Genomic DNA, 21,084 nt, shown 5'->3' on the forward strand with positions numbered 1-21,084 from the left:
ACTACTTTGCAGGTGCGGCCGGAGACGTCCAGAAGGCGCCCGCGTTGTCCAGATCCAGGAACTGGCCGTACAGCGCGTCCAGCGTGCCTTGCGGATCCAGCGCGGCGGCGCGTTCGGGATACAGCCATTTCGCCATCGCCTCGATGGCGGCAACGTTATAGGGCGAGTTGTAGAACGCGTGCCAGATGCCGTAGGCGCGATGCTGCTTGACGGCGTCCAGATCGCGGATGCCGTCGCGGTCCAGCAGCGTGGCCAGGCTGTCGGCGGCTACCTTCGGATCGGCGCCGGGACCGGCCAAGAGGCCTGGACGGCCGGGTTCGGAGCGGCTGCCGGTGGCGATGTAGACATCCGGCTTGGCGTCGATGACGAACTCCAGGCTCACGTCGCCGATCGCGCCGGGCAGCACGGGCGCCGCGACATTGACGCCGCCCGCGGCTTCCAGCAGGTCGCCGAAGCTGCCGTTGCCGGTGGTATGGCAGCAGGCCGGCCACACACCCGCCAGCATCTCCACGAAGACGCGCGGCCGCTGCGCGGGCGGCACGGGTCCCACGACCTTGCGCACGCGGGTCAGGTGGTCTTCATAGAAGGCGATGTAGCTTTCCGCCTCGGCTTCGCGATCGAGGGCCTGGCCCAGGATGCGCATGCTGGGCACCGTGTTGCGCACGGGGTGCTGGCGGAAGTCGATGAAGACGATCGGGATGCCGGCTTCCTGCAAAGCCGGGATCATCGGATTGTTGCGGCCCGGGCCGTGGCCGCTGACGCTGAAAATCGCCACGTCGGGCCGCAGCGAGACGATCTTTTCGGGGCTGACGCTGGCTTCCGACGTCTTGCCGATCAGGGGTACGTCGGCCGCCTTGGGAAAGCGTTTGACGAGCTGGTTCCAGGAGTAGGGATCCTGTTGCTTCAGCTCTCCCTGCCAGCCGACCACACGCGCCACGGGATCGTGCCGGTCCAGCAGCGCCATCGCAAAGGCGAAGCGGCCTTCGCCCAGCAGAATGCGTTTCGGGTGGTCGGGCACCGTCACGACGCGGCCGGCCAGGTCGGTGACCTCGCGGGCATGGGCGCCGGGCAGGGCGCAGAACAGGGCGGCGGCGGTCACGGCCGCACGGAAAAGGGCAATCGAACGCATGGCGAATCCTTCAGGGGCGTCAGCCGCGGGGTGCAGGTAACGCGAACCATTCTTATCGCCGGGCAGTGTCCGCCAACCCTCCTCAAGAATTCGTTAAGACGCGCAGCGGCTGTGGCAATGGCGCCGCAACGCCGCCGCGCTCTTGGCCGCGCCCCTACAATGTGAGATTGATTGTTATTCGCCGAGCGGTCCCGCCATGCGCGTTCTCGTCATCGAAGACGACCCCGACATTCTTGCCAACATCACCCATCACCTGACGCGGCGCGGCTACATCGTCGATTGCGCCGAAGACGGCCAGCGCGGCTATGCGATGGCGGCGTCCGGCGAGTTCGACCTGATCGTGCTGGATCTGATGCTGCCGCGGCTGGACGGCTACGAGTTGTGCCGCCGGCTGCGCACCGAGGCCGCGTGCAACACCCCCGTCATCATGGTCACGGCCCGCGATACGCTGGACAACCGGCTGACCGGCTTTGACGCGGGCGCTGACGATTACCTGGTCAAGCCCTTTGCATTGGCCGAGCTGGCCGCGCGGGTCAAGGCGCTGCTGCATCGGGCCAGCGGGGCGGGCGCGGCCCGCGTGCTGCGCGTGGGCGACCTGACGCTGGACACCGGCACCTTGGCGCTAGAGCGCGCGGGCCTGCCTCTGCGCCTGCCGCCGTCTCCGCTGCAACTGCTGACCCTGCTGATGCGCGCCAGCCCGGCGGTGGTCCATCGTGCGCGGCTGGAAGAGGCGTTGTGGCGCGACTCGCCGCCTGACAGCGACAGCCTGCGCACCCACATCCACCAGATCCGCCACGTGGTCGACAAGCCCTACGACACGCCGCTGCTGCACACGGTGCATGGCATCGGCTACCAGCTGCGGGCCGCGAACGATGGTTGACCGGGGCAGACGCGCGGCGCGGCGCGGGCTGGCGCGCCATCTTGTGTTGACCTATGTCGCGCTGGCGCTGCTGGTGGCGGGCCTGCTGACCTGGTTGTCGGTGTGGAGCGTCGGCAAGCTGGAGGCGCATCTTCAGCGCATCGACATGGGCATGGCGGTGGAGCGGGTGCGGGGCGATTTCCTGGCGGGCATCGACCCGGGGCGGCCCAACCGCTTCTTTCATGGCGATCCGGGAAGCGCGGCGTTTCCCGATTGGCTGCGGCCGCTGGCGCCGGGCTTTCACAAGATCGAGCGCAACGATCGCGTGTGGCACGTGATGGTCGACGACTTCGAGGGCCAGCGCTACATGCTGCTGCGCGACTACACCGAATACGAGCAGAACCAGTCGGCGTCGCACTGGACCGCAGTGACGGGACTGGCGGCCAGCCTGGCGTTGGCATTCGTCCTGGGCATCCTGGCCACGCGGCGTCTGCTGCGTCCGCTTGCGCGGCTGGCTGCCCAGGTCAATACGCGCGGCGCGCAGCCGCCGCAGACCCGGCTGGCCGAAGACTATCCGCCGGACGAGATCGGCCAGCTTGCGGCGGCCTTCGACTCGACCTACAACCAGCTCGAACAGGCGCTCAGGCGCGAGCAGCTCTTCACGGCCGACGTGGGGCACGAGTTGCGCACGCCGCTGATGGTGATCTCCAGTTCCTGCGAATTGCTGCGCGAGGAGCAGACGCTGGACGCGGCGGGACAGGCGCGCCTTGCCCGCATCGAAGCGGCGGCGGCCGACATGGGCGAGCGGCTGGACACCTACCTGATGCTGGCGCGCGGCGGCGACGCGGCCGGCCTGTTTCCGCGCGAAAGCGCCGCGGACACCGCGCGCGGTCAGTTGGCCGCCTGGTCACCGGTGGCGCAGCGGCGCGGCATGCAGTTGACGCTGAACGCATCGGGTGCGCCGGAAGCGGCCTTGCTGTTTCCCGCGCCGCTGCTGCGCGCGGTGCTGTCCAACCTGATCCGCAATTCGCTTCAGTATGCGGGTCCGCAGGCCAGCATCGTCGTCACGGCAGGACCCGATTACGTTCAGGTGAACGACAACGGTCCCGGCATTCCGGTGGAACGGCAGGCTTCCATCTTCAACCCCTTCGTACGTGGCGATCAGCCGGACGACGGCAATCTAGGGCTGGGCTTGTCGCTGGTCCAGCGCATCTGCGAGCACCAGGGCTGGCGCGTGTCGCTTCAGTCGCGCCCCGGGCAGGGCAGCCAGTTCCGGGTGGACCTGGCCGGCCCCGCGCCGGCCCCTGCGGGTTAGAACGCGACGTCGGCCGTGAACAATGCCGTGCGTCCCGCGCCCGGCACCCCGTACAGCTGGAAGCCATCCAGCGAGGCCCCGATGCGGCTGTAATAGAACTTGTTGAACAGGTTGTCCACGTTCACCCCCAGCGTCACGTTCTTGTTCAACCGGTAGCGCGCCGCCACGGAATGCAGCCAGTAGGACGGCGCCTTCTCGTCGTCGCGGACCCAGACCGGATGCGTGCCGTACGGACCGGATACGGTGGAACTGTTGTTGTTCTTGCCGCCGACGTACTTGTTGTCCGTGTAGCGCCGCTTGCCCACGTACTGCGCGCCATAGCTCAGCGACAGGTCTTCCGTGGCCGCGTAGGTGGCCCACAGGTTGAACGTCAGGTCCGGCACGTTCTTGGCTTCCTCGCCCTGGTTCGCGCCCTTGGTGATGCGGCTCTTCATGGCGCTGACGCCGGCAAAGGCGGACCAGCGCGGCGTGATGTTGCCCGACAGGCCCAGCTCGATGCCGTCCACGCGCTTGGCGGGCAGGGCGCGCACGACATCGGTGGCGTCGTCGCCGTATTCCCATGAGTCCGTCAGTTTCGTGCGGAAGATGGCGCCCGTCAACGACAGGTCACCGCCCGCCACGTCCCACTTCGTGCCCAGTTCCCACGTGCGGGCGACGGCCGGCTTGTAGGTGTCGGAACCGGTGGCGCCGTAGATGTTGTTGTTGGTGGATGCGCCCATCGCCGAGGGTTGCGCGGCCTGGCTGTATGACACGTAGACGCTGCCGTTCTCCACGGGCTTGTACGTCAGGCCGATGCGGCCGCTGAAGGCGCCGTCGGTGACGCGTTGCGTGGCGGCGCCGGCAGTTTGCGTGACGCGGTAGCGGTCGTAACGCAAGGCGCCTTGCAGCATCCATTGCGGGTTGAAGGTCACAGTGTCCGCGGCGTACAGGCCGGCATTGAAGACTTCGGCCTTGTTTCCCGAATCGCCCTTCAGCGTATCCACGCCGCCCATGTCCACGCCGCCGGTGTTGCGCAGGTCGAGCACGGGATTCACGGACGGGGCGCGGATCGTGCGCGCATGGTCGCCGTAGGTTTCCTTGTAGAACTCCACGCCCGTCACCACGGCATGCTTGATGCCGCCGGTATGGAAGTCGAGGTTCAGGTTGGTCTGGTTGGCCAGGATGGTGTAGCGCTTGGACGTGCCGAAGTCGTTGCCGCGCAACTGGGCGTAGGGCGAGGGATCGCGCAGCGGCGTGAAACCGCTGTACGAGGCAATGCCGTCCGCGCTCTGCACCAGCGGGCCGGCGCCCACATAGCCGTACGACGTGCGCGACGTGGAATTGAAGCGTGCGGGGGCCAGCACGCCGATGCGGTCGGTCTGCTGCCAACGGCTGATGTTGGTTACGCGCGCCGCGTGGGTGAAGTCATGCTCGACCTTCATCGTTGCCTGATCGGTGCGCGTCTGCTCCGTGTACAGGCCGGGGTCGCCGTACCAGGCATTGCGTGCCACGTTGGGCATGCGCTTGCCGCCCGTGCCGCGCTGGATCGGCACGCCGCCGTCGGGGATGTTGTCGTCTTCCTGATGCAGGTAGTTCACGGTGACACGGGTGGGTGAACCCAGGCCCATTGCCAGCGAGGCCGCGACGCCAGACCGGTCAAACTCCGTCACGTCGCGCTCGGCCACGCCGTTGTGATGGCGCATGAGGTTCACGCGCAGGGCGGCGCTGTCAGACAGCTCCTGGTTCAGGTCCGCGGTGATGCGGCGGTAATGATCCGTGCCCAGTCCGCCGGACAGTTTGTAGAACGAGCCCAGCCGCGCTTCCTTGCTGGCCAGGTTGACGCTCCCGCCCACGGCCGAGATGCCGGATTCGATGGAGCCCGTGCCCTTGAAGACCTCGGCCTGTTCCAGGTTGAAGATGTCAGTGCGGCTGGACAGGCCCGCGTCGCGGATGCCGTCCACGGTAATGCTTTGCTCCGCCGAAAACCCGCGGATCGTGAACATGTCGCCCCAGCCGAGATTGCCTTCGCCCGAACTGAACGTGATGCCCGGCACGTTGCGCAGCACATCCTGCAGGCTCTTGGCCTGCTGCTCTTCCAGCACCGCGCGCGGCACGACGGTGATGCTTTGCGGGGTGTCGAGCAGCGGCTCGGTGAACTTGCCGGACTGCACGCGATCCGCCTTGAAAGGCGGGGCATCGGCCTGCACGGTGACGGGCGCCAGCAGTACGGCGTTGTCCGCCGGGGGCGTCTGGCCGTGGGCCTGCGTGGAGGCGGCGGCGCCCAGCGCCATGCCCAAAGTTTTCAGGGCGAACGCGCCCTGGGTGTGTGCTTTTTGTTGTTGCGCCATGGCGATCTTGCGTGCCTCAATGAGAATCGTTCCGGATTCTAGGGAGGCGTGTCTCAAGATCCTGTTAAGACGCTGGAACGGCGGCCGCACCGACGATCGTGCAGGTTGGCCAACCGCCGGGTGGGCTGCGAGCGCGTCGATTTGTCTTGGAATAGTAATGTTATTACATTACTATTCTGGCTTTTTTCGCGCGGCGCGCCGCCCGGCGTGCCACCAGCATTTCAAGCATCTCCCGCATTCCTCCATGGCTTCTCTCATTTCCCCTCCCGCCGCCACCCGGCTGCGGTCCATCGACGCGCTGCGCGGCCTGGTCATCGTCATCATGCTGGTCGACCACGTGCGCGAAACCTTTTTCCTGCATCACCAGGTCGGCGACCCGATGGACGTGTCCGCCACGCCGCCGGACCTGTTTTTCTCGCGCCTGCTGGCGCATCTGTGCGCGCCGGTGTTCGTGTTTTTGACGGGCCTGTCGGCCTGGCTGTATGGGGCGAAGGCGGGTGACCGCAGCGCCACGGCGGCGTTTCTGGCGAAGCGGGGCGCATTCTTGATCGCGCTCGAAGTCATCGTCGTGAACTTCGCGTGGACCTTCCAGTTTCCGCCGTCGGTCGTGTACCTGCAGGTGATCTGGGTGATCGGCCTGTCCATGCTGTCGCTCGCGGCCTTGCTGTGGCTGCCGCGCTGGGCGCTGGTTGTCGTGGGCGTGGTGCTGGTCGCGGGTCACAACGCGCTGGATGCCGTGCACTTTGCCGCCGGCCACGCGATGCACGTGCCGTGGGCTGTGCTGCATGATCGCGGCTGGATCGAAGTCAGCGACACGCTGCGCCTGCGCACGTCGTACCCGTTGCTGCCGTGGATCGGCGTGATTGCGCTGGGGTATGCGGCCGGCCCGTGGTTCCAGCCGGGTTCGGACGCCGCCGAACGCCAGCGTCGTTTGTGGACGGCCGGGCTGGCGGCAGTGGCGGGCTTGGTGGTCCTGCGTGCGCTCAATGGCTACGGGCAGTCGCAGAAGTGGGCGGTGCAGGATGACACGCTCCATACCGTCATGAGCTTTGTGAACATCACCAAATACCCGCCGTCGCTGATGTTCCTGCTGCTGACGCTGGGGTTGGGACCGTGCTTGCTGGTGCTGATCGAACGCGCGCAATCGGCGGCCTGGGTCCGCGCGTTGTGCGTGTTTGGCGCCGCGCCGATGTTCTTCTATCTTCTGCACCTGTATGTCTTGAAGACGCTGTACCTGGGCGGCGAAGCGATCTGGGGCCTGAACCAGGGCAAATACTTCGGCGTTGATGGCATGGCGTCGGTGTGGGTGATTTCGATCCTGCTGGCCGTGGCGCTGTTCTGGCCCGTGCGCTGGTTCGGACGCCTGAAGGCCGCGCGCCGCGATATCGCGTGGCTCAAGTACCTTTGAGGCAGGCGATGGCAGCACGCAAGTTTGCCGTGGGCGTCGCGGCATTGATGGCGCCATGGGCGGCCGACGCGCAGCAGAATGCGGTGACGCTGTATGGCGTCGTGGACCTGAGCATCGCGGGGTTTTCCACGCAAGAGCGCGGCACGGCCATCAACATGCAGTCGGGCGTGCAGTCCGGATCGCGCTGGGGGCTGCGCGGCAGCGAAGACCTGGGCAACGGCCTGCGCGCGAATTTTCAGCTGGAAAGCGGCTTCCTGGCCAACAACGGCAACTCGGCGCAAGGCAGGCGCCTGTTCGGCCGCGCGGCGTGGGTGGGCGTGTCGGGCGGTTTCGGCGATCTGCGGCTGGGGCGGCAGACCTCGGTCTCGTCCGCCACGCTGGCGGACTACGATGCGTTCCTGGCGTCGTACCTGATCACCGGCGCGCAGACCGCGCTGCTGCCGTACAACGCCAATCGCGCCGACAACACGGTGTCGTATTGGAGTCCGTCCGTGGGCGGCCTGCGTGCGGGTGTGGATGCCAGCATGGATTACGACGGCGGCGGCGGATTCAAGACCGCGTCCACCAACAAGCTGTACAGCGCCGCCGTTGTGTTCGACCAGCCGGGCTATTCGATTGCCGCTACCTACGAAGGCGCGAGCTGGGCGGACGGGACGGTGCAATCGGCCGCCATGGCGAACGCCGGGGCCGACCGCCGGCCATATGCGTACACGCTGGCGGGCCGCGCGACGGTGGACGCGTTCACGCTCTATGCCGGCTGGTCGGTGATGCGCAATGGCTCGACCATCCCGGCGGTGCCGTCACCCGGGCAGCGGGTGTACTTTCCGGGCAGCACGGTGCACGGCGTGATGGCGGGCGCCGCCTGGCGCACGGGCGCGAGCACCGTGATGGCATCCTGGCAGGGCAGCCTGCCGGGCGGTGGGGCGCTCGAGCGCGAGGGCGCCACGCATTCCCAGCAGGTCTATTCGGCAGGCTACGTGTTTGACCTGTCCAAGCGCACCAACGTGTACGCCATCTACGGCTATATGCGGGGCGCCTGGGACGATCCGTCGTGGCATCAGTCCCAGTACGCGGTCGGCATGCGCCACCGCTTCTGACGAGGTATCAGTAGGCCTTCCCGGCAATCGAATCCGCATAACCGAGATCCAGCCATTTGCCATCGGCAGGGATGCGATCCAGATTGCCCAGGTCGATCTGGGTCTGGAGCGCGTCCTTCAAGGCCTGCTCGGGCACCGCCACGGAATCGGCGAAGACGCCATCGTCGATCAGGCGCTGCACCGACGCGCGCACGACGGCGGGATCCAGGTTGGGAAAGAGCTTCAGGCCGCTGGCCACGGCGGCGGCAGGGTCCTTGCGGATCGTCTTGAGCGCGCGGTCGATGCCGGAGACGAGCTTCTGCGAGACCTGGGGCGCAATATCCTGGCGCGTGGAGATGGCCGAGAACGTGTACGGGCCGATCTCGCGCGAGAACGCCGAAACCACCTTGAAGCCCTGGGCCTGCGCTTGGGATGCGCCCGGCTCGTAGAGCACCGCGCAATCGGCCTGGCCGGAACTGAGCGGGCCGATCTCGTTGCCCAGGGGCACTTCCAGCAGGTTCACGTCGCGCTTGGGGTCCAGGCCGGCGTTCTTGACCAGCTTGATGAACGCGGACGAACTGGTGGTCGGCATGGCGCCGGTGGCGATGGTGGCGCCTTTCAGGCTTTTGAAGCCGTCGAACGCGAAGGCGGGCTTGCAGGTCAGCCACACGCCCAGGCGGTTCAGCGTGCCGCCCACCACCTTGACGGGCGCGCCGCGGCCGAAGGAGATTGCGGTCCATTCGGGGCCGTGCAGGGAGAAGTCAGCACTCTTGGAGATGACGGCGGCCAGCGCGTTGGTAGACGACGACGCAACGTCGATGCGCACGTCCAGGCCTTCGTCCTTGAAGTAGCCGTGTTCCTCGGCGAAATACACCGGCAGGTAGAACACGGACTTGAACGCGGCCGAGACGACGGCCTTGTCATTGGCCATCGCCGACACGGACAGCAGGGAGGCAGCCGCGGCGGCGGCGATGCGCAGGGTGGTGCGGATTTTCATGGGTTTGCAGCGGCGCAATGTGCGCTTCACAGTTTGAATTGAGTGGCGTAGGTCTGGTCTTTCCAGCGCAGCAGGCGCTTTTCGGCGATGTCTACGCCGGCATACAGGACGAAGCCCAGCGCCATCAGCGAGAAGATGCCGACCCAGACCGTGTTCAGGTCATAGAGCGACGAGGCGACGAAGATGATGTGGCCCAGGCCGTACTTGGACGAGATGAATTCGCCCACGACCGTGCCCACCAGCGCGAAGCCGATGTTGATGCGGAACGTGGCGATGATGGCGGGCAGCGCCGACGGCACGACGACCTTGGCGAAGATCTGCCGTTTGGTGGCGCCCAGCGACACGAGCATCTTCTGGATGTCCGGGTCCGCGTCCTTGGCGGCCTGAAAGGCGGCCAGCAGCGCGACGATCGACGTCAGGGAAATCGACAGCGCCACCTTGGAAATCAGGCCCGTGCCGAACCACAGGATGACCAGCGGCGCGAACGCGATCTTGGGCACGCTGTTGATCGCGACCAGAAAGGGCTCGACCACCTTGGCGCCATAGGGCGAATACCACAGCGCCAGGCCCGGAATGGTGCCCACCACGGTGCCGACGACGAATCCAGCGGCCGACGCCCACAGCGTGTAGTTGGCGTGCTCCCAGAGTTCGCCGGACACGATCAGCTTCCAGCCTGCCTGCACCACGCCGGCGGGGGATCCAAAAAGAAAGCCAGACACCGCGCCGGTGCGCACGGCGGCTTCCCACGCGCCAAACAGCACGGCAAGAATGAACAGCTGCGTCGCCAGGACAGGAACGCGAAAGCCCGGACGCGGGCGCGCGGGTGCGGGCGAAGCGACGCCCTGGGCAAGAGATGCGGAGGTCTGGGTCATGCGTGGGTGCCGTCCTTGCGGGCGGTCTGTATGTCGAGTTCCTGGCACAGCAGGTCGAAGTAGCCGGGAAAGCGGCTGTCGTGGCGCGCATGCAGCGGCGAGCGTGTACCCAGCTCGATCCGGTGCTCGCTTTTCAGGCGGCCGGGGCGGGCGCTCAGGACGAAGATGCGCTCGGACAGCGCGATGGCCTCGTCGATGTCGTGGGTCACCAGCACTACGGTCTTGCCCTGCTTGCTGACCGTGTCGGCCAGCATCGATTCGAGGAACAGGCGGGTCTGGTAATCCAGCGCAGAAAAGGGTTCGTCCAGCAGCAGCACGTCCGGATCTGGCAGCAGCGTGCGCGCCAGGGCCACGCGTTGGCGCATGCCGCCGGACAGCGCCTTCGGATAGCTGTCCTGAAAGGGCAGCAGGCCGAAGGTGTCCAGGTACTCGCGGGCGCGTTCCACGGATTCGGCCTTGGGCGCGCCGCGGATTTCCAGGCCGACCAGGACGTTGTCCAGCACGGTGCGCCACGGCATCAGCAGGTCGCGCTGCAGCATGTAGCCGACGCGCCCGCGCAGGTTGGGCAGCGGGCGGCCGTCCAGCGCGATGGTGCCGGCGTCGTGTTCCAGAAGACCGGTCAGGATGTTGAACAGCGTGGACTTGCCGCAGCCGGACGGGCCGATGATGCTGACGAACTCGCCGCTGGCGGCGTTCAGGCTGATGTCGTCCAGGACCTGCACCGGGCCGGTGTCGGTGTGGAAGCGCTTGGAGAGATTGCGGATCTCAAGTTTCAGGGGCGGGGTAGGGCTCATGGCGAAACGACTGCACGCCGCCTCAAGCCGCGCCATGCTCCAGTTCCAGCGCCACCACGTCTTCGTGCGGCACTTCCAGCGCCTCGTTGAAGCGCTTGAAGAAGCTGCACAGCGCAATGCGGATGGTCAGCTCGACGATCTGTTCTTCGCTGAAGAACGATTGCAGCTTCGCGTAGAACGCATCGCTGACCTGCGCCGGCGTCAGCGTGACCAGCACCGCGTAGTCGCGCACCACCAGGTCTTTCTCGTCCAGGCCCGGCACCTGCGGTTCCAGCAGGCGGTCGATGGCTTCCTGCGAGATGCCGTGCGCCGCCAGCTTGGGCGTATGCAGTGTGACGCAGTAATGGCAGGCATGCGCCTTGGACGCGGTCAGCAGCGCGATTTCCAGGTGGCGCGGCGAGATCAGCCCGTCTTCGCGCGACTGCACCAGGTACGAAAAGAAGTGCTTCAAGGCCGGCGGGCGGGGCGCGAACGCGCTCAGCATGTTCGCGTACGGGCCGTAGTCCTGCAGAAGCTGATTGAAGAGTTGGGCGGTCGCGGGATCCAGCTTGGCGGGATCCAAAGGAGTGAGGCGTGACAAGGCAATTCCAGCGTAGGGAAGAAGAACGCTGGAATCCTAAGAGACATGCGGCCGCGTGGAAAATACCGATATCACATATGTATATGGGTATGCCGGCGTCGCCGGCGGCTCGGCTGCCTTGCCGCGCCAGCATCGCGCCTGTCTACAGCCGCTGTCCTCCCGTCGCGTCGATGCGCTGTCCCGTGACCCAGCGGCCCTCGTTGGACGCCAGGAATGCGACGATGTCCGCGATGTCTTCGGGCTGGCCCACGCGGCCCAGCGCGATGCTCTGTGCGATGACGCGGCTCAGTTCCGGGTCGCGGGCGCGCTGGTTCAGATCAGTGGCGGTGGCGCCGGGCAAGACCGCATTCACGGTAATGCCGCGCGCGCCCAGTTCGCTGGCCAGCAGCAGCGTCAGCGATTCCAGGCCCGCCTTGGCTGGCGCGTAGACGCTCATTTCGGGATACGCGGCGCGCGTGCCCATCGAAGAGATGTTGATGATGCGGCCGCCATCGCGCAGGAACGGCTGGCAATGCTGGATCAGAAAGAACGGCGTCTTCAGGTTCACCTGCAGCACGCGGTCGAAGTCCGCCGAAGTCACCTCCGGGAGCCGGGCGCGCAGGCCTACGCCCGCGTTGTTGACCAGGATGTCCAGGCCCTCGTCGCCGGTGCGTTCGCGCAAACTGGCGCGTGCTTCCTGCGCCAACCGCTCGGCCGCCTCGGGGTCCGCCAGGTCGGCCTGCAACGTCCAGGCCTGGCCGCCGGCCGCCCGGATCTGGCCGACGACTTCATCGGCGGCGTCGGCCTGCGCGTTGTAGTGCACGGCGACGAGCGCGCCGCGGCGGCCCAGCGCCAGCGCGATCGCGCGGCCAATGCCCCGGCTGGCGCCGGTGACGAGGGCGGTCTTACCCGCCAGGGAATCTGGTGTGGCGCTCATGCGGCCTCCTTTTCGGGTTGTGTCCAGGCTTGCCGGGCTTCCAATGCCCGTGCCTGCAGCAGCAAGGCATTGCGATCGACCTTGTTGGTGCCCGCCCACGGCAGGTCGTCCAGGAAGCGGATGCGGCGCGGGTGCTGGTAAGCCGGGCCGTTATCGAGAGCGTGCTGCTTGAGCGTGTCGGCGTCCAGCGTGCTGCCGGCACGCCGTACGACGAACGCGACCGGGATGTGGCCGCGCTCTTCGTCGGCCAGCGGCACGACGCAGCTCTGTCGCACGTCGGGGTGCGATTCCAGCAGCTTCTCGACTTCAACGGGATAGATGTTCTCGCCCGCGCAGACGAACATGTCGTCCGCGCGGCCTACAAAGTAGTGGAATCCGTCAGGGTCGCGGCGCATCACGTCGCCGCTGTAGTACCAGCCGTCGTTCAGCACCTGCGCGCTCTTCTCCGGCAGGTTGTGATAGCCGCCCAGCACGGCGGGATTCTTCATTTCCAGCACGCCTTCGTCCGGGGTGGCGCCGCCCGTCAGCCGGACCTGCGCGGCGTCCAGCGGATAGCCGACCGACAGCGGCGGCGTGGGCAGGCCATCAGGATGCGGTCCGAACACGGCGGGACCGGCCTCGGTCGTGCCATAGCCGTGGGTGATGCGCACGTGCGGCAGCGCGCGCTGGATGCGGTCGAACAGAGCCGTCGTCATCGGCGCGGAGCCCAGCATCACGCGCTCCAGCGCCGACAGGTCGCGGTCCTGCAGCAAGGCGGGATCCTTGACCAGCCGCGCAAACATCGTGGGCACGGCGGTCAGGATGGTGATGCGATAGCGCGCCAGCGCATCCGCGTAGGCGGCCACGTCGAACCCGGGCTGGATCACCAGCAGGCTGTTGCTGGCAAATGCGCGCTTGGACATGAAGAGACCATTCATGTGAAAGAGCGGCTGCGCCAGCAGGTAGCGCGCTTGCGGCGCGTCCGGATTCGCGGGGCCGGACGTGGCGGTCAGCGCCCACAGTTGTCCGGCATGGGTCAGCGGCACGCCCTTGGGTTTGCCGGTGGACCCTGACGTGTACAGCATCTGCGCGATGTCTTCGGGCGCGGGCGTGACGCTCGTGAATGTGGTGGGGACGATCTGCGCCGCAAACCCCTGGGGGCCCGCGTCATCGAAATCCAGCACCGGCACGGTTGCCTCGAAGCCGGCGCGGCGGGGGCCATCCACGAACGCGAGCGCAATGTCCGCATCGCGCAGCACGTAGTCGATATTCTCTTGCGACTGCTTGATGTTGATGGGCACGGCCACGTAACCGGCGCGCATGATGCCGAAGTAAGCCAGCAAGTATTCGGCGCGGTTCAGCGCGGCGATGGCGATGCGCGAGCCGGGCGGCAGGCCACGCTCCGTCAGCCACGCGGCCACGCCGCCGCCCAGCTGGTCGGCCTCGCCATGTGTCAGTTGCCACGGCGCGTCAGGCAGGCGCAGGTCGATGAGCGCGGGCAGCTCGGCCGGCAGGCGCGGATCGGCAAGATCGCCCAGGTTTCGGGGGGAATGCGTCATAAGAAGGACTTCCAGAAGTTGGCGGCTCAGCGCTTTTGCAGCTTGGGATTGAGCGCGTCGTTCAGGCCGTCGCCGACGAGGTTCAGCGACAGCACGGTAAGCATGATGGCCACGCCGGGCACGGCGCAGATGTACCAGGAGGATCGGATCAGGCTGCGGCCTTCGCCCACCAGCCGGCCCCAGCTTGCGATGTTGGGATCGCCCAGGCCCAGGAAGGACACCACCGACTCGTAGAGGATGGCGCCGGCCACGACCAGCGACGACATCACGATGACCGGCGGCAGCGCATTCGGCAGGACTTCGGCGGCGGCGATGCGCCACGGGCTCATGCCGACGGCGCGGCAGGCCTGCACGAACTCGCGCTCCTTGAAGGACAGGAATTCCGCGCGGGTCAGGCGGGCGATCGGGGGCCACGACACCAGGCCCACGGCGAGCGTGATGTTCTCGATTCGCGGCCCCAGCACTGACACGACCGTCAGCACGAACACCACATTGGGAATGATCTGGAACAGCTCGGTCAGGCGCATCAGCCCCTCGTCGATCCAGCCGCCCGCCCACGCAGCGGCCGCGCCGACGGTGACGCCGATCAGCGTGGCGGTGGCGGCGGCCACCAGGCCGATCAGCAGCGTGGCGCGGGCGCCGTGGGCGATGAGTGCGGCGATGTCGCGGCCCATCGAGTCCGTGCCCAGCGGATAACGCCAGGACTCGAACGGCCAGATCTCGGGCGCGCCCACGATGCGCAGCGGATTGACGGGGTAAAGCCAGTCGGCGCTGGCCGCCACCAGCGCGACCAGCAGCAGGACCAGCGCGCCCGCCACGGCGCCGCGGTTGCGGGCAAAGCGCACGGCGAACGCGTCCGGGCGGCGGGCGGCGGGCGCGCCGGCAGGAACAGTTGCAGCGGAAGTAGCGGACATGTCAGGCGGCCTTGATGCGCGGATCCAGGCGCGTGTATGCCAGATCCACGAAGATGTTGGCGATGATGACCACGACCGAACTGAGCACCAGGATGCCCAGCACGACGGGATAGTTGCGGCTCATGACGCTGTCGAACAGCACGGCGCCGATGCCGGGCCAGCTGAACACCGACTCGATCACGATGCTGCCGCCCAGCACGGCGCCCAGTTGCAGGCCAAGCAGGGTGACGATGGGAAGGACGGCGTTGCGCAACACGTGGCGCAGCACCACGGCGACGCGCGTCAGACCCTTGGCGTAGGCGGTGCGCACGTAATCCATGCGGCTGACTTCCAGCATCGAGGCGCGCATCACACGCGCATAGGCTGCCGAATAGAACAAGCCCAGTGCCACCGCCGGCAACGCCAGATGATGCAGGATGTCCAGCGCCTGCCGCCACAGCCCGCCGTCCAGCCCGATGGTGACCATGCCGCCCACCGGAAACCAGCCCAGCTTCACCGAGAACATGATGATCAGCATGATTCCCAGCCAGAAGCTCGGTGCGGCAAAGCACAGCACGGCGAAGGCGGACACGGCGCTGTCCCACCATGTGTTGACCTTGACGGCCGACACGATGCCGGCCGCCACGCCCACCAGCACGGCGATAGCGATGCTGGCCAGCATCAGCACCAGCGTGGCGGGCAGGTGCGCCAGGATGACGTCCAGCACCGGCAGGTTATGCCGGTAGGAATAGCCCAGGTCCAGCTGCGCGACCGACCCGATGTACTTGAGCAACTGCACTGCCGGTGGCTGGTCCAGCCCGTAGGTCACGCGCAGGCGCTCGATCAGCGCCGGGTCGGTGACCTGCTGCTCGGCCGTCATGACGTCCAGGAAGGTCCCCGGCACGGACTGGATCAGGGCAAAATTCAGGACCACCACGCCCAGCAGCAGCGGGATGGCCTGAAGCAGCCGGCGCGAGATCAGGCGCAGAGCCATGTCGTCCTCAGGCCTGCAGCCAGACGTCGGCCAGCGTTTCGCCCTGGACGTTGGCGCCGGTCGTGAAGTTGCGCACGTTCCTGCCGGCCAGGGTGAACGACTGGATTTCCACCAGCGGCACGATCGGCACATCGGTGGACGCCAGGCGGGCGAACTGCGCGGCCAGATTGCGGCGGGCCTCCGGGTCGGTTTCGACGGCCAGCTTGCCGACGATGCCATCCATCTCCGAACTGGAATAGCCCGTGGCATTGCGGAACGCGGCGCCTTTGACGATGCCGTCGGTCGTGAAGAACTGCGTCACGGTGGGCACCAGCTCCAGCGGCGACGTGAAGTTGGACACCGCGATGTCGTAGTCGTATTCGCCATAGATGCGTTTGAGCGCGGTAGCGCGGTCCACGGAATCGAGCTTCACGGCGATGCCCACGTCTTCCAGCGCCTGCTTCAGGTACTGGCCGAGCTTGGCGTTTTCCTCGAACCAGGCCGCGGCCAGCAGGTTGACGGTGAAGCGCTTGCCGTCCTTGACCGGCAAGCCTGCCGCGTCCAGCAGGGCGGCCGCCTTCTTCGGATCGAAGGCATAGCGCGGCACGTCCTCGGTGAAGAACAGCGGATTGCTGCTGAAGATGGGCGCAATCGCAGGCTTGCCGCGGCCGTAGTAGATGGTGTCGACGATGAACTGGCGGTCGATGGCGTGCAGGATGGCCTGGCGGACCTCGCGGCGGTTGACGATGTCGCGCCGCTGGTTGAACTCGACGGTGACCGTCCACGCGGTGTTCTGGTAGCCGCGCGTGTCCACGACGACCTTGCCGGTCTTGACCAGCCGGTCGATGTCGCGCGCGGGCACGGGGTTGGAATAGGCCAGGCCCAGCTCGCCGGTTTCCAGCGCCGCGCCGCGCGAGGCGGGGTCCGCCCACCAGCGGATCACCAGCTTGTCCAGGTTCGGCTGCGTGGCGTTCCAGTACTTGTCGTTGCGCAGGTACTCGACATGGCTGCCGCGCACCCACTTGCCGTACTTCCACGGCCCGGTGCCCACCGGCGTGTTGTTCAGCGGGTTGGTGATGAGGTCCTTGCCGTCGTACAGGTGCTTGGGCACCAGCAGCTGATACTGGCCAGACAGGGTGGACTTCAGGAAGAACTCGGGCACCGGGGCGTTGAAGGTCAGCACGACCGTGTGCGGATCCGGCGCCGAGGCTTCTGTCAGGGACTTGAGCGCGATGCCGGCGGAAATGGGCTTCCAGTGCTGCAGCACGTTGTAGACCACGTCGGCCGACGTGAAAGGCGCACCGTCGTGCCAGGTGACGTTTTCGCGCAGCTTGATCGTGTAGCTGCGAAAGTCCGCGGACGGCGTGACCGACAGGGCCAATGCGGGCTGGAACTTCAGGTCGGCGTCCAGCTTGAGCAGGCGTTCCAGGATCTTGGTGGACGTCTGAAACGGGCTGGAACCGCCGCCGCCCGGTACGAACAGGGCTTGTGGCTCCAGGCCGCCCCACGTGGCGACGAGCGTGCCGCCGCGGCGGGCGGGGCCGGCGTCGGACCCGGGGCGGTCCGTGGCAGCGAGCAGCGTGCGCGGCGCGACGCCCAGGCCGGCCGCAGCCAGACCGCCGGCGGCGGAGCGGGTCAGAAAGGCGCGCCGTCCGGCGCGGGTTGCTTGTGTCATGACGGAAGTCCTTGTCTTGAGCGCGCGGCTCAGCCCTGGCTGAGCGTGGCGTAGGTGGCGCGGCCGATGGCCACCAGCGCGCCCTGATCGTTGTAGAGGTCGACGTCGGCCACACCCACGCTGCGGCCGTTGCGGCGCACGCGTGCCACCGCGGTCAGCGAGGTATTGATGGCAGGGCGCAGATAGTCGACGCGAAAGTTGATGGTGGGCAGGCCGCGTCCAAGCAGCATGCCGACGGCAAAGTCGCCGACCGTGTCGATCACGGCGGCCAGCGGGCCGCCATGCCATTGGCCGCTCTGCGCGCCGCGTTCGAACTCTGGACGGAAGGGGGCGACCACGGTCAGTTCACCCTGTTCGTGGTTGACATTGCGTACCGACAGGTCCAGCCACGCAATGAAGGGCGATCCGTCGAACTTGGCCTGGATATCCACGGCGTTCAGCTGCGCGCTCATGACGCCACCAGCACTTTGCCAACGATCTTGCGATCTTCCAGCGAGGCCAGCGCCTCGGCGCCTTGTTCCAGCGGCCACACGCGGTCCACTTCGACGCGCAGACGGCCATCGCGCACCAGCGCCAGCAGCTCGTGCAGGTCCTCGCGGTCCCACCCGTTGGAGCCGCGGATCTGCAGCTCGAACGTCCAGATGTAGCGCAGGTCTTCCTTGGGATCGAAGCCCGCCGTCGCGCCGCAGGTCAGGAGGCGTCCGCCCAGGCGCAGGCAGCGCAGGGACTTCACCCACGTGTCGCCGCCCGTGAAGTTCACCACCACGTCCACGCCGCCCGGCTTGCCGCCGCGCCGGCGCGAGGGCTTGCCGAAGCGTTCCTGCACGGCCTTCAGGAAGTCTTCCTCGGTGTACAGGATGATGTGGTCGGCGCCCAGCGCGCGCAGCGCCTCGCCTTTCTCCGGCGTGCCGGCGCAGGCGATGACTTCGGCGCCCGCCAGCTTGGCGAGCTGCACCGCGCACACGCCCACGCCGCCGCTGGCGCCCAAAATCAGGACCTTCTCGCCGGCCTGCACCTGGCCGATACGGTTCATCATGCGCAGCGCGGTGCCATAGGCCACCGGCAGCGCCGCGGCCTGCTCGAAGCTGACTTCGTCGGGCAGGCGCAGGAGCTGGTGCGCGGGCACGCGGCACAGCTCGGCCAGTCCGCCGTGGATGGTCTCGCCGACCAGTCCGCCATCCACGCGGTCGATCGGGTCGACCAGCACGCGGTCGCCGGCCTTCCAGTCGTGCACGTTCTCGCCGGTCTTCACGATCTCGCCGGCCACGTCCAGGCCAATGATGACGGGGAAGGGCAGCTTGATGCCGGGCATGCCGCGGCGGGTGAAGACGTCGTGGTAGTTCAGGGACGAAGCCTTGACGCGGATCACCACGTCATCGGGGCCGGCCACGGGATCGGGGAAGTTGGTTTCCAGGCGCAGCTTTTCGTTGCCGCCGTGCTCACGCAAAACAATCGCTTTCATGAATGCCAGATAAAAGGGGATTTAGAGAAAGGAAGTCACCAGCCCGCGACGCCGTCGATGGCCTGGCGGGTGATGTGCAGGCCATGCGAGACGACGCTGCGCCGCCACACGCTGGATACCGGTACAAACGCGTCCACCAGGTCCGCGCGCAGTTGCGCATCGCGGGCGGCATCGGGCGTCTGCGGCGCCTTGAAGCGCAGCCATTGGTCCAGCCGCAGCGCGGGCCGCATCTGCAGACCGCGCGTGCCGAATTCGACGACCGCGCCGGCCAACGGACGATCGCCCAGGGCCTGCTGCACGCCGCGGAACACCAGGCCCTGATAGTCGGGGCGTGCCAGGCCGTGCGGGCGCTGGTCGCGCACGCGTTCAGTACCCCACCAGCGCGCGGCCTGCGTTTGCTCGGCGCTGTCTTCGTCGTTGAAGCACAGGAAGAAGGGCTCGCCGTATTCGCCGATGCCGGTGTGCCAGTCGATGAACGCGACACGCTCGCTGGCCGCCAGGTGCTCGTCCACAATGCGCCGCAGCGTGCGGTTGGACCATTCCGGCCCCTGGCCGCCGTAGACGAGGCCGTCCGGATGCGTGTACTGGCCGCTGGCCGTCACGTTGAACAGGGTATCCGCGCCATGTGTGGCCTTGAACGTGTCCAGCGCCTGCGCGGCGGCCTCGTGCGTGGCCTCGGTCCATTGCGCCGGAATCAGGTGGGGATGCAGCGTCGCGTAATGCGGATTGGCGGGATAGGGCCGCGTGTGGTCGACGAAGTTGCGATTCAGGTCGACGTTGTTTTCGGTGGTGCGGGTGTCGTGGGCGTAGCCGTACGGGTTCAGCGCGTGCACCAGGACGACGTTCACGTCGTCGGGCAGGAGCTTCGCGCCGTCGGCGGCCAGCCATGCGCGCTGCACCGCGGACCCGGCCGCGCCTTCCAGCCCGTGGGTGCCGCTGATCGCGAGGTGCGTGCGCGGGGCATCGCGGCGGCCCAGGATCGCGACGTCCACGCTCAACGCGTCGCCCTGCGGGTCCTTGAGCGTGGGGTGTTCATAGCGGAACAGCGCGGCCCCGCGCGCGGCCGCGTCGTCGACGAAAGCCTGCCGCGCGGACGAATAGTCGTTGGCAAAGCAGTTCCAGTAATCGGGCAGGGGCTGGCTCATCTCACGCCTCCTGCACGAAGACCTGCAACGCGCCGCCGGCGTCGTCCGGCGCCACGACCAGTTCGCCGCGTGCGTTGGCGCGGTACGTCACCTGGTTGGCGTCGAACAGCGCGCGTGTCTTGTCCAGATCCCGAACGCCGATCACGGAGCCCGCGAACCATCCGCCCTGCGACGCGGCGGGCAGGCCAGTGGGCACGCGAACCTGCGGATAGCGCTGCTCGAACGCGGCCGGCGCAAGAAAGTCGATGCGCAGGCTGCCGCGCCGCACCTGCAGACCGCTGTCGGGCAGCTCGCTGGTCGCGATGGCGCCGAAGACGCGCTCGTATCCTGCGCGCAGCGAACGGGGCTCGGGATGCACGACGATCAAGGACTCGATGCGGCGCGCGCCGTTGGCGTGGTCCTGCCATTCGGGGCGGTAAACCAGATGGCGCGTCAGATGGCCGCAGGTGAAGAAGTCGGGCACGCCAAGCAGGCCAGCGGGAAACTGAGTGTTGTTCCAGGCCGCGTCTTCGCTGCCCTCAGGCAGATGCACTGGGCGGCCGCCGCTGATGGGCGGTTCGGCATCGATGCCCAACTTAGCCAGTTCCGCGTGCACGGCCCTGCTGTCTGTGGTCTGCAAGGCAGTGGCCACCGGGCCTTCGTACGCATCGTCAAACCCGCCGAAGCGCGACTGCGCCTTGAGTTCTTCGGGGAACGTCAGCAGTTCAAGATAGTTGGCATCCAGAATGATCGTCTGGTTGCGCGTGCCGCGATGGTGCCGGCCCTGCGGGGCCAGGCTGAAACCCAGCTTGACGTAGCGGTCGGTCGCCGCCTGCAGGTCGTTGACCCGGATGATGTAGTGGTCCAGGCCCGTGACTGAAGGAAGGGACATCGGTATTCCTGTATGCGCTTAGAGAAAGACGCAGTCTGGCCGATGCGCCGTCGCGCTAGAACGATTGAATTCTCATGTCGATATCTGATTTCTGATTCGGCGCCCCTGGGCCGCAGCGGGGCTGCAGCGGCATATTCAAATCACTAATACGCATTCCGGGGGGATGCGGGGCGGCAGCGCCGCGTTCTGGTTCTTTCGGCCGCTTGTTGCGGAGACGCCAAGCAATCCCCAAAAGAAAAAGCCGCCTTGCAGGA

The 21,084-nt window shown here is 67.1% G+C and carries 19 protein-coding genes; 4 read left to right on the forward strand and 15 right to left on the reverse strand.

Annotated features, from left to right (window positions below; translation table 11 throughout):
- Position 1 precedes the first annotated feature (1 nt).
- Positions 2–1,129 (reverse strand): ABC transporter substrate-binding protein, encoded by a 1,128-nt coding sequence (locus B2W22_RS27190; RefSeq protein WP_286940295.1) that lies wholly within the window; start codon positions 1,127–1,129, stop codon positions 2–4.
- Between the two features lie 196 nt (positions 1,130–1,325).
- Here B2W22_RS27190 and B2W22_RS27195 point away from each other — a divergent pair, with 196 nt between their 5' ends.
- Entirely contained in the window at positions 1,326–2,009 is a 684-nt protein-coding gene (locus B2W22_RS27195) for a response regulator transcription factor (protein WP_175185222.1), read from the forward strand.
- A 43-nt stretch (positions 2,010–2,052) separates the two neighbouring features.
- On the forward strand, positions 2,053–3,303 hold the full coding sequence (locus tag B2W22_RS27200; protein WP_286940296.1) for a sensor histidine kinase: 1,251 nt from the start codon (positions 2,053–2,055) through the stop codon (positions 3,301–3,303).
- On the opposite strand, the gene B2W22_RS27205 is transcribed toward B2W22_RS27200, so the two are convergent.
- A complete protein-coding gene (locus tag B2W22_RS27205; RefSeq protein ID WP_286940298.1) occupies positions 3,300–5,630 on the reverse strand; it encodes a TonB-dependent receptor in 2,331 nt (776 codons plus the stop codon). The two genes, B2W22_RS27200 and B2W22_RS27205, sit on opposite strands and share 4 nt — an antisense overlap.
- 244 nt (positions 5,631–5,874) lie before the next feature.
- On the opposite strand from B2W22_RS27205, the gene B2W22_RS27210 reads away from it, so the two are divergent.
- Together B2W22_RS27210 and B2W22_RS27215 are read left to right on the forward strand one after the other, a co-directional pair.
- Complete coding sequence (locus tag B2W22_RS27210; RefSeq protein ID WP_286940299.1) at positions 5,875–7,038, forward strand: DUF1624 domain-containing protein; 1,164 nt, start codon at positions 5,875–5,877, stop codon at positions 7,036–7,038.
- 8 nt (positions 7,039–7,046) lie between these two features.
- A complete protein-coding gene (locus B2W22_RS27215) occupies positions 7,047–8,135 on the forward strand; it encodes a porin (protein ID WP_286940300.1) in 1,089 nt (362 codons plus the stop codon).
- Positions 8,136–8,142: 7 nt separating this feature from the next.
- Here the strand turns inward: B2W22_RS27215 and B2W22_RS27220 are convergent, their stop codons facing one another.
- The 13 genes from B2W22_RS27220 to B2W22_RS27280 all read right to left on the reverse strand — a co-directional run bounded on the left by B2W22_RS27220 (position 8,143) and on the right by B2W22_RS27280 (position 20,830).
- Positions 8,143–9,111, reverse strand: a complete 969-nt coding sequence (locus B2W22_RS27220) for an ABC transporter substrate-binding protein (protein WP_175136444.1) — start codon at positions 9,109–9,111, stop codon at positions 8,143–8,145.
- Positions 9,112–9,137: 26 nt separating this feature from the next.
- Positions 9,138–9,983, reverse strand: coding sequence for an ABC transporter permease (locus tag B2W22_RS27225; protein WP_175121444.1), 846 nt, complete (start codon positions 9,981–9,983; stop codon positions 9,138–9,140).
- The gene (locus B2W22_RS27230) at positions 9,980–10,777 is read right to left on the reverse strand and encodes an ABC transporter ATP-binding protein (RefSeq protein WP_175136445.1); all 798 of its coding nucleotides are present in this window, start codon (positions 10,775–10,777) and stop codon (positions 9,980–9,982) included. The genes B2W22_RS27225 and B2W22_RS27230 overlap by 4 nt, the downstream gene beginning before the upstream one ends.
- Positions 10,778–10,799: 22 nt before the next feature.
- Positions 10,800–11,357: a carboxymuconolactone decarboxylase family protein gene (locus B2W22_RS27235; protein WP_105239048.1), complete on the reverse strand. Its 558-nt coding sequence runs from the start codon at positions 11,355–11,357 to the stop codon at positions 10,800–10,802.
- A gap of 142 nt (positions 11,358–11,499) precedes the next feature.
- Positions 11,500–12,273, reverse strand: coding sequence for an SDR family oxidoreductase (locus tag B2W22_RS27240; RefSeq protein ID WP_286940302.1), 774 nt, complete (start codon positions 12,271–12,273; stop codon positions 11,500–11,502).
- Positions 12,270–13,811: a class I adenylate-forming enzyme family protein gene (locus B2W22_RS27245; RefSeq protein WP_286940303.1), complete on the reverse strand. Its 1,542-nt coding sequence runs from the start codon at positions 13,809–13,811 to the stop codon at positions 12,270–12,272. Before B2W22_RS27245 ends, B2W22_RS27240 begins: the two co-directional genes overlap by 4 nt.
- A gap of 26 nt (positions 13,812–13,837) precedes the next feature.
- Positions 13,838–14,725: an ABC transporter permease gene (locus B2W22_RS27250; RefSeq protein WP_286940304.1), complete on the reverse strand. Its 888-nt coding sequence runs from the start codon at positions 14,723–14,725 to the stop codon at positions 13,838–13,840.
- A 1-nt stretch (position 14,726) separates the two neighbouring features.
- Positions 14,727–15,698 (reverse strand): ABC transporter permease, encoded by a 972-nt coding sequence (locus B2W22_RS27255; protein WP_175121449.1) that lies wholly within the window; start codon positions 15,696–15,698, stop codon positions 14,727–14,729.
- Between the two features lie 7 nt (positions 15,699–15,705).
- Positions 15,706–17,352, reverse strand: a complete 1,647-nt coding sequence (locus B2W22_RS27260) for an ABC transporter substrate-binding protein (protein ID WP_286940305.1) — start codon at positions 17,350–17,352, stop codon at positions 15,706–15,708.
- A 29-nt stretch (positions 17,353–17,381) separates the two neighbouring features.
- Positions 17,382–17,804: a PaaI family thioesterase gene (locus B2W22_RS27265; protein WP_175185234.1), complete on the reverse strand. Its 423-nt coding sequence runs from the start codon at positions 17,802–17,804 to the stop codon at positions 17,382–17,384.
- Positions 17,801–18,814 (reverse strand): quinone oxidoreductase family protein, encoded by a 1,014-nt coding sequence (locus B2W22_RS27270; RefSeq protein WP_175121452.1) that lies wholly within the window; start codon positions 18,812–18,814, stop codon positions 17,801–17,803. The genes B2W22_RS27265 and B2W22_RS27270 overlap by 4 nt, the downstream gene beginning before the upstream one ends.
- A gap of 35 nt (positions 18,815–18,849) precedes the next feature.
- Entirely contained in the window at positions 18,850–19,959 is a 1,110-nt protein-coding gene (locus tag B2W22_RS27275) for a M14 family metallopeptidase (RefSeq protein ID WP_175121453.1), read from the reverse strand.
- 1 nt (position 19,960) lies between these two features.
- Positions 19,961–20,830, reverse strand: coding sequence for a VOC family protein (locus B2W22_RS27280; RefSeq protein WP_286940308.1), 870 nt, complete (start codon positions 20,828–20,830; stop codon positions 19,961–19,963).
- Between the last annotated feature and the right edge of the window lie 254 nt (positions 20,831–21,084).

The sequence above is a fragment of the Achromobacter sp. UBA4530 genome, assembly GCF_002388205.1.
In the GTDB taxonomy this organism is placed as follows: domain Bacteria; phylum Pseudomonadota; class Gammaproteobacteria; order Burkholderiales; family Burkholderiaceae_B; genus Achromobacter; species Achromobacter animicus.

What these genes read in the sequence shown, in the direction of transcription:
- B2W22_RS27190 (WP_286940295.1), bottom strand. Translation starts at nt 1,129, where the DNA reads ATGCGTTCGATTGCCCTTTTCCGTGCGGCCGTGACCGCCGCCGCCCTG.
- B2W22_RS27195 (WP_175185222.1), top strand. Translation starts at nt 1,326, where the DNA reads ATGCGCGTTCTCGTCATCGAAGACGACCCCGACATTCTTGCCAACATC.
- B2W22_RS27205 (WP_286940298.1), bottom strand. Translation starts at nt 5,630, where the DNA reads ATGGCGCAACAACAAAAAGCACACACCCAGGGCGCGTTCGCCCTGAAA.
- B2W22_RS27210 (WP_286940299.1), top strand. Translation starts at nt 5,875, where the DNA reads ATGGCTTCTCTCATTTCCCCTCCCGCCGCCACCCGGCTGCGGTCCATC.
- B2W22_RS27215 (WP_286940300.1), top strand. Translation starts at nt 7,047, where the DNA reads ATGGCAGCACGCAAGTTTGCCGTGGGCGTCGCGGCATTGATGGCGCCA.
- B2W22_RS27220 (WP_175136444.1), bottom strand. Translation starts at nt 9,111, where the DNA reads ATGAAAATCCGCACCACCCTGCGCATCGCCGCCGCCGCGGCTGCCTCC.
- B2W22_RS27225 (WP_175121444.1), bottom strand. Translation starts at nt 9,983, where the DNA reads ATGACCCAGACCTCCGCATCTCTTGCCCAGGGCGTCGCTTCGCCCGCA.
- B2W22_RS27230 (WP_175136445.1), bottom strand. Translation starts at nt 10,777, where the DNA reads ATGAGCCCTACCCCGCCCCTGAAACTTGAGATCCGCAATCTCTCCAAG.
- B2W22_RS27240 (WP_286940302.1), bottom strand. Translation starts at nt 12,273, where the DNA reads ATGAGCGCCACACCAGATTCCCTGGCGGGTAAGACCGCCCTCGTCACC.
- B2W22_RS27245 (WP_286940303.1), bottom strand. Translation starts at nt 13,811, where the DNA reads ATGACGCATTCCCCCCGAAACCTGGGCGATCTTGCCGATCCGCGCCTG.
- B2W22_RS27250 (WP_286940304.1), bottom strand. Translation starts at nt 14,725, where the DNA reads ATGTCCGCTACTTCCGCTGCAACTGTTCCTGCCGGCGCGCCCGCCGCC.
- B2W22_RS27255 (WP_175121449.1), bottom strand. Translation starts at nt 15,698, where the DNA reads ATGGCTCTGCGCCTGATCTCGCGCCGGCTGCTTCAGGCCATCCCGCTG.
- B2W22_RS27260 (WP_286940305.1), bottom strand. Translation starts at nt 17,352, where the DNA reads ATGACACAAGCAACCCGCGCCGGACGGCGCGCCTTTCTGACCCGCTCC.
- B2W22_RS27265 (WP_175185234.1), bottom strand. Translation starts at nt 17,804, where the DNA reads ATGAGCGCGCAGCTGAACGCCGTGGATATCCAGGCCAAGTTCGACGGA.
- B2W22_RS27270 (WP_175121452.1), bottom strand. Translation starts at nt 18,814, where the DNA reads ATGAAAGCGATTGTTTTGCGTGAGCACGGCGGCAACGAAAAGCTGCGC.
- B2W22_RS27275 (WP_175121453.1), bottom strand. Translation starts at nt 19,959, where the DNA reads ATGAGCCAGCCCCTGCCCGATTACTGGAACTGCTTTGCCAACGACTAT.
- B2W22_RS27280 (WP_286940308.1), bottom strand. Translation starts at nt 20,830, where the DNA reads ATGTCCCTTCCTTCAGTCACGGGCCTGGACCACTACATCATCCGGGTC.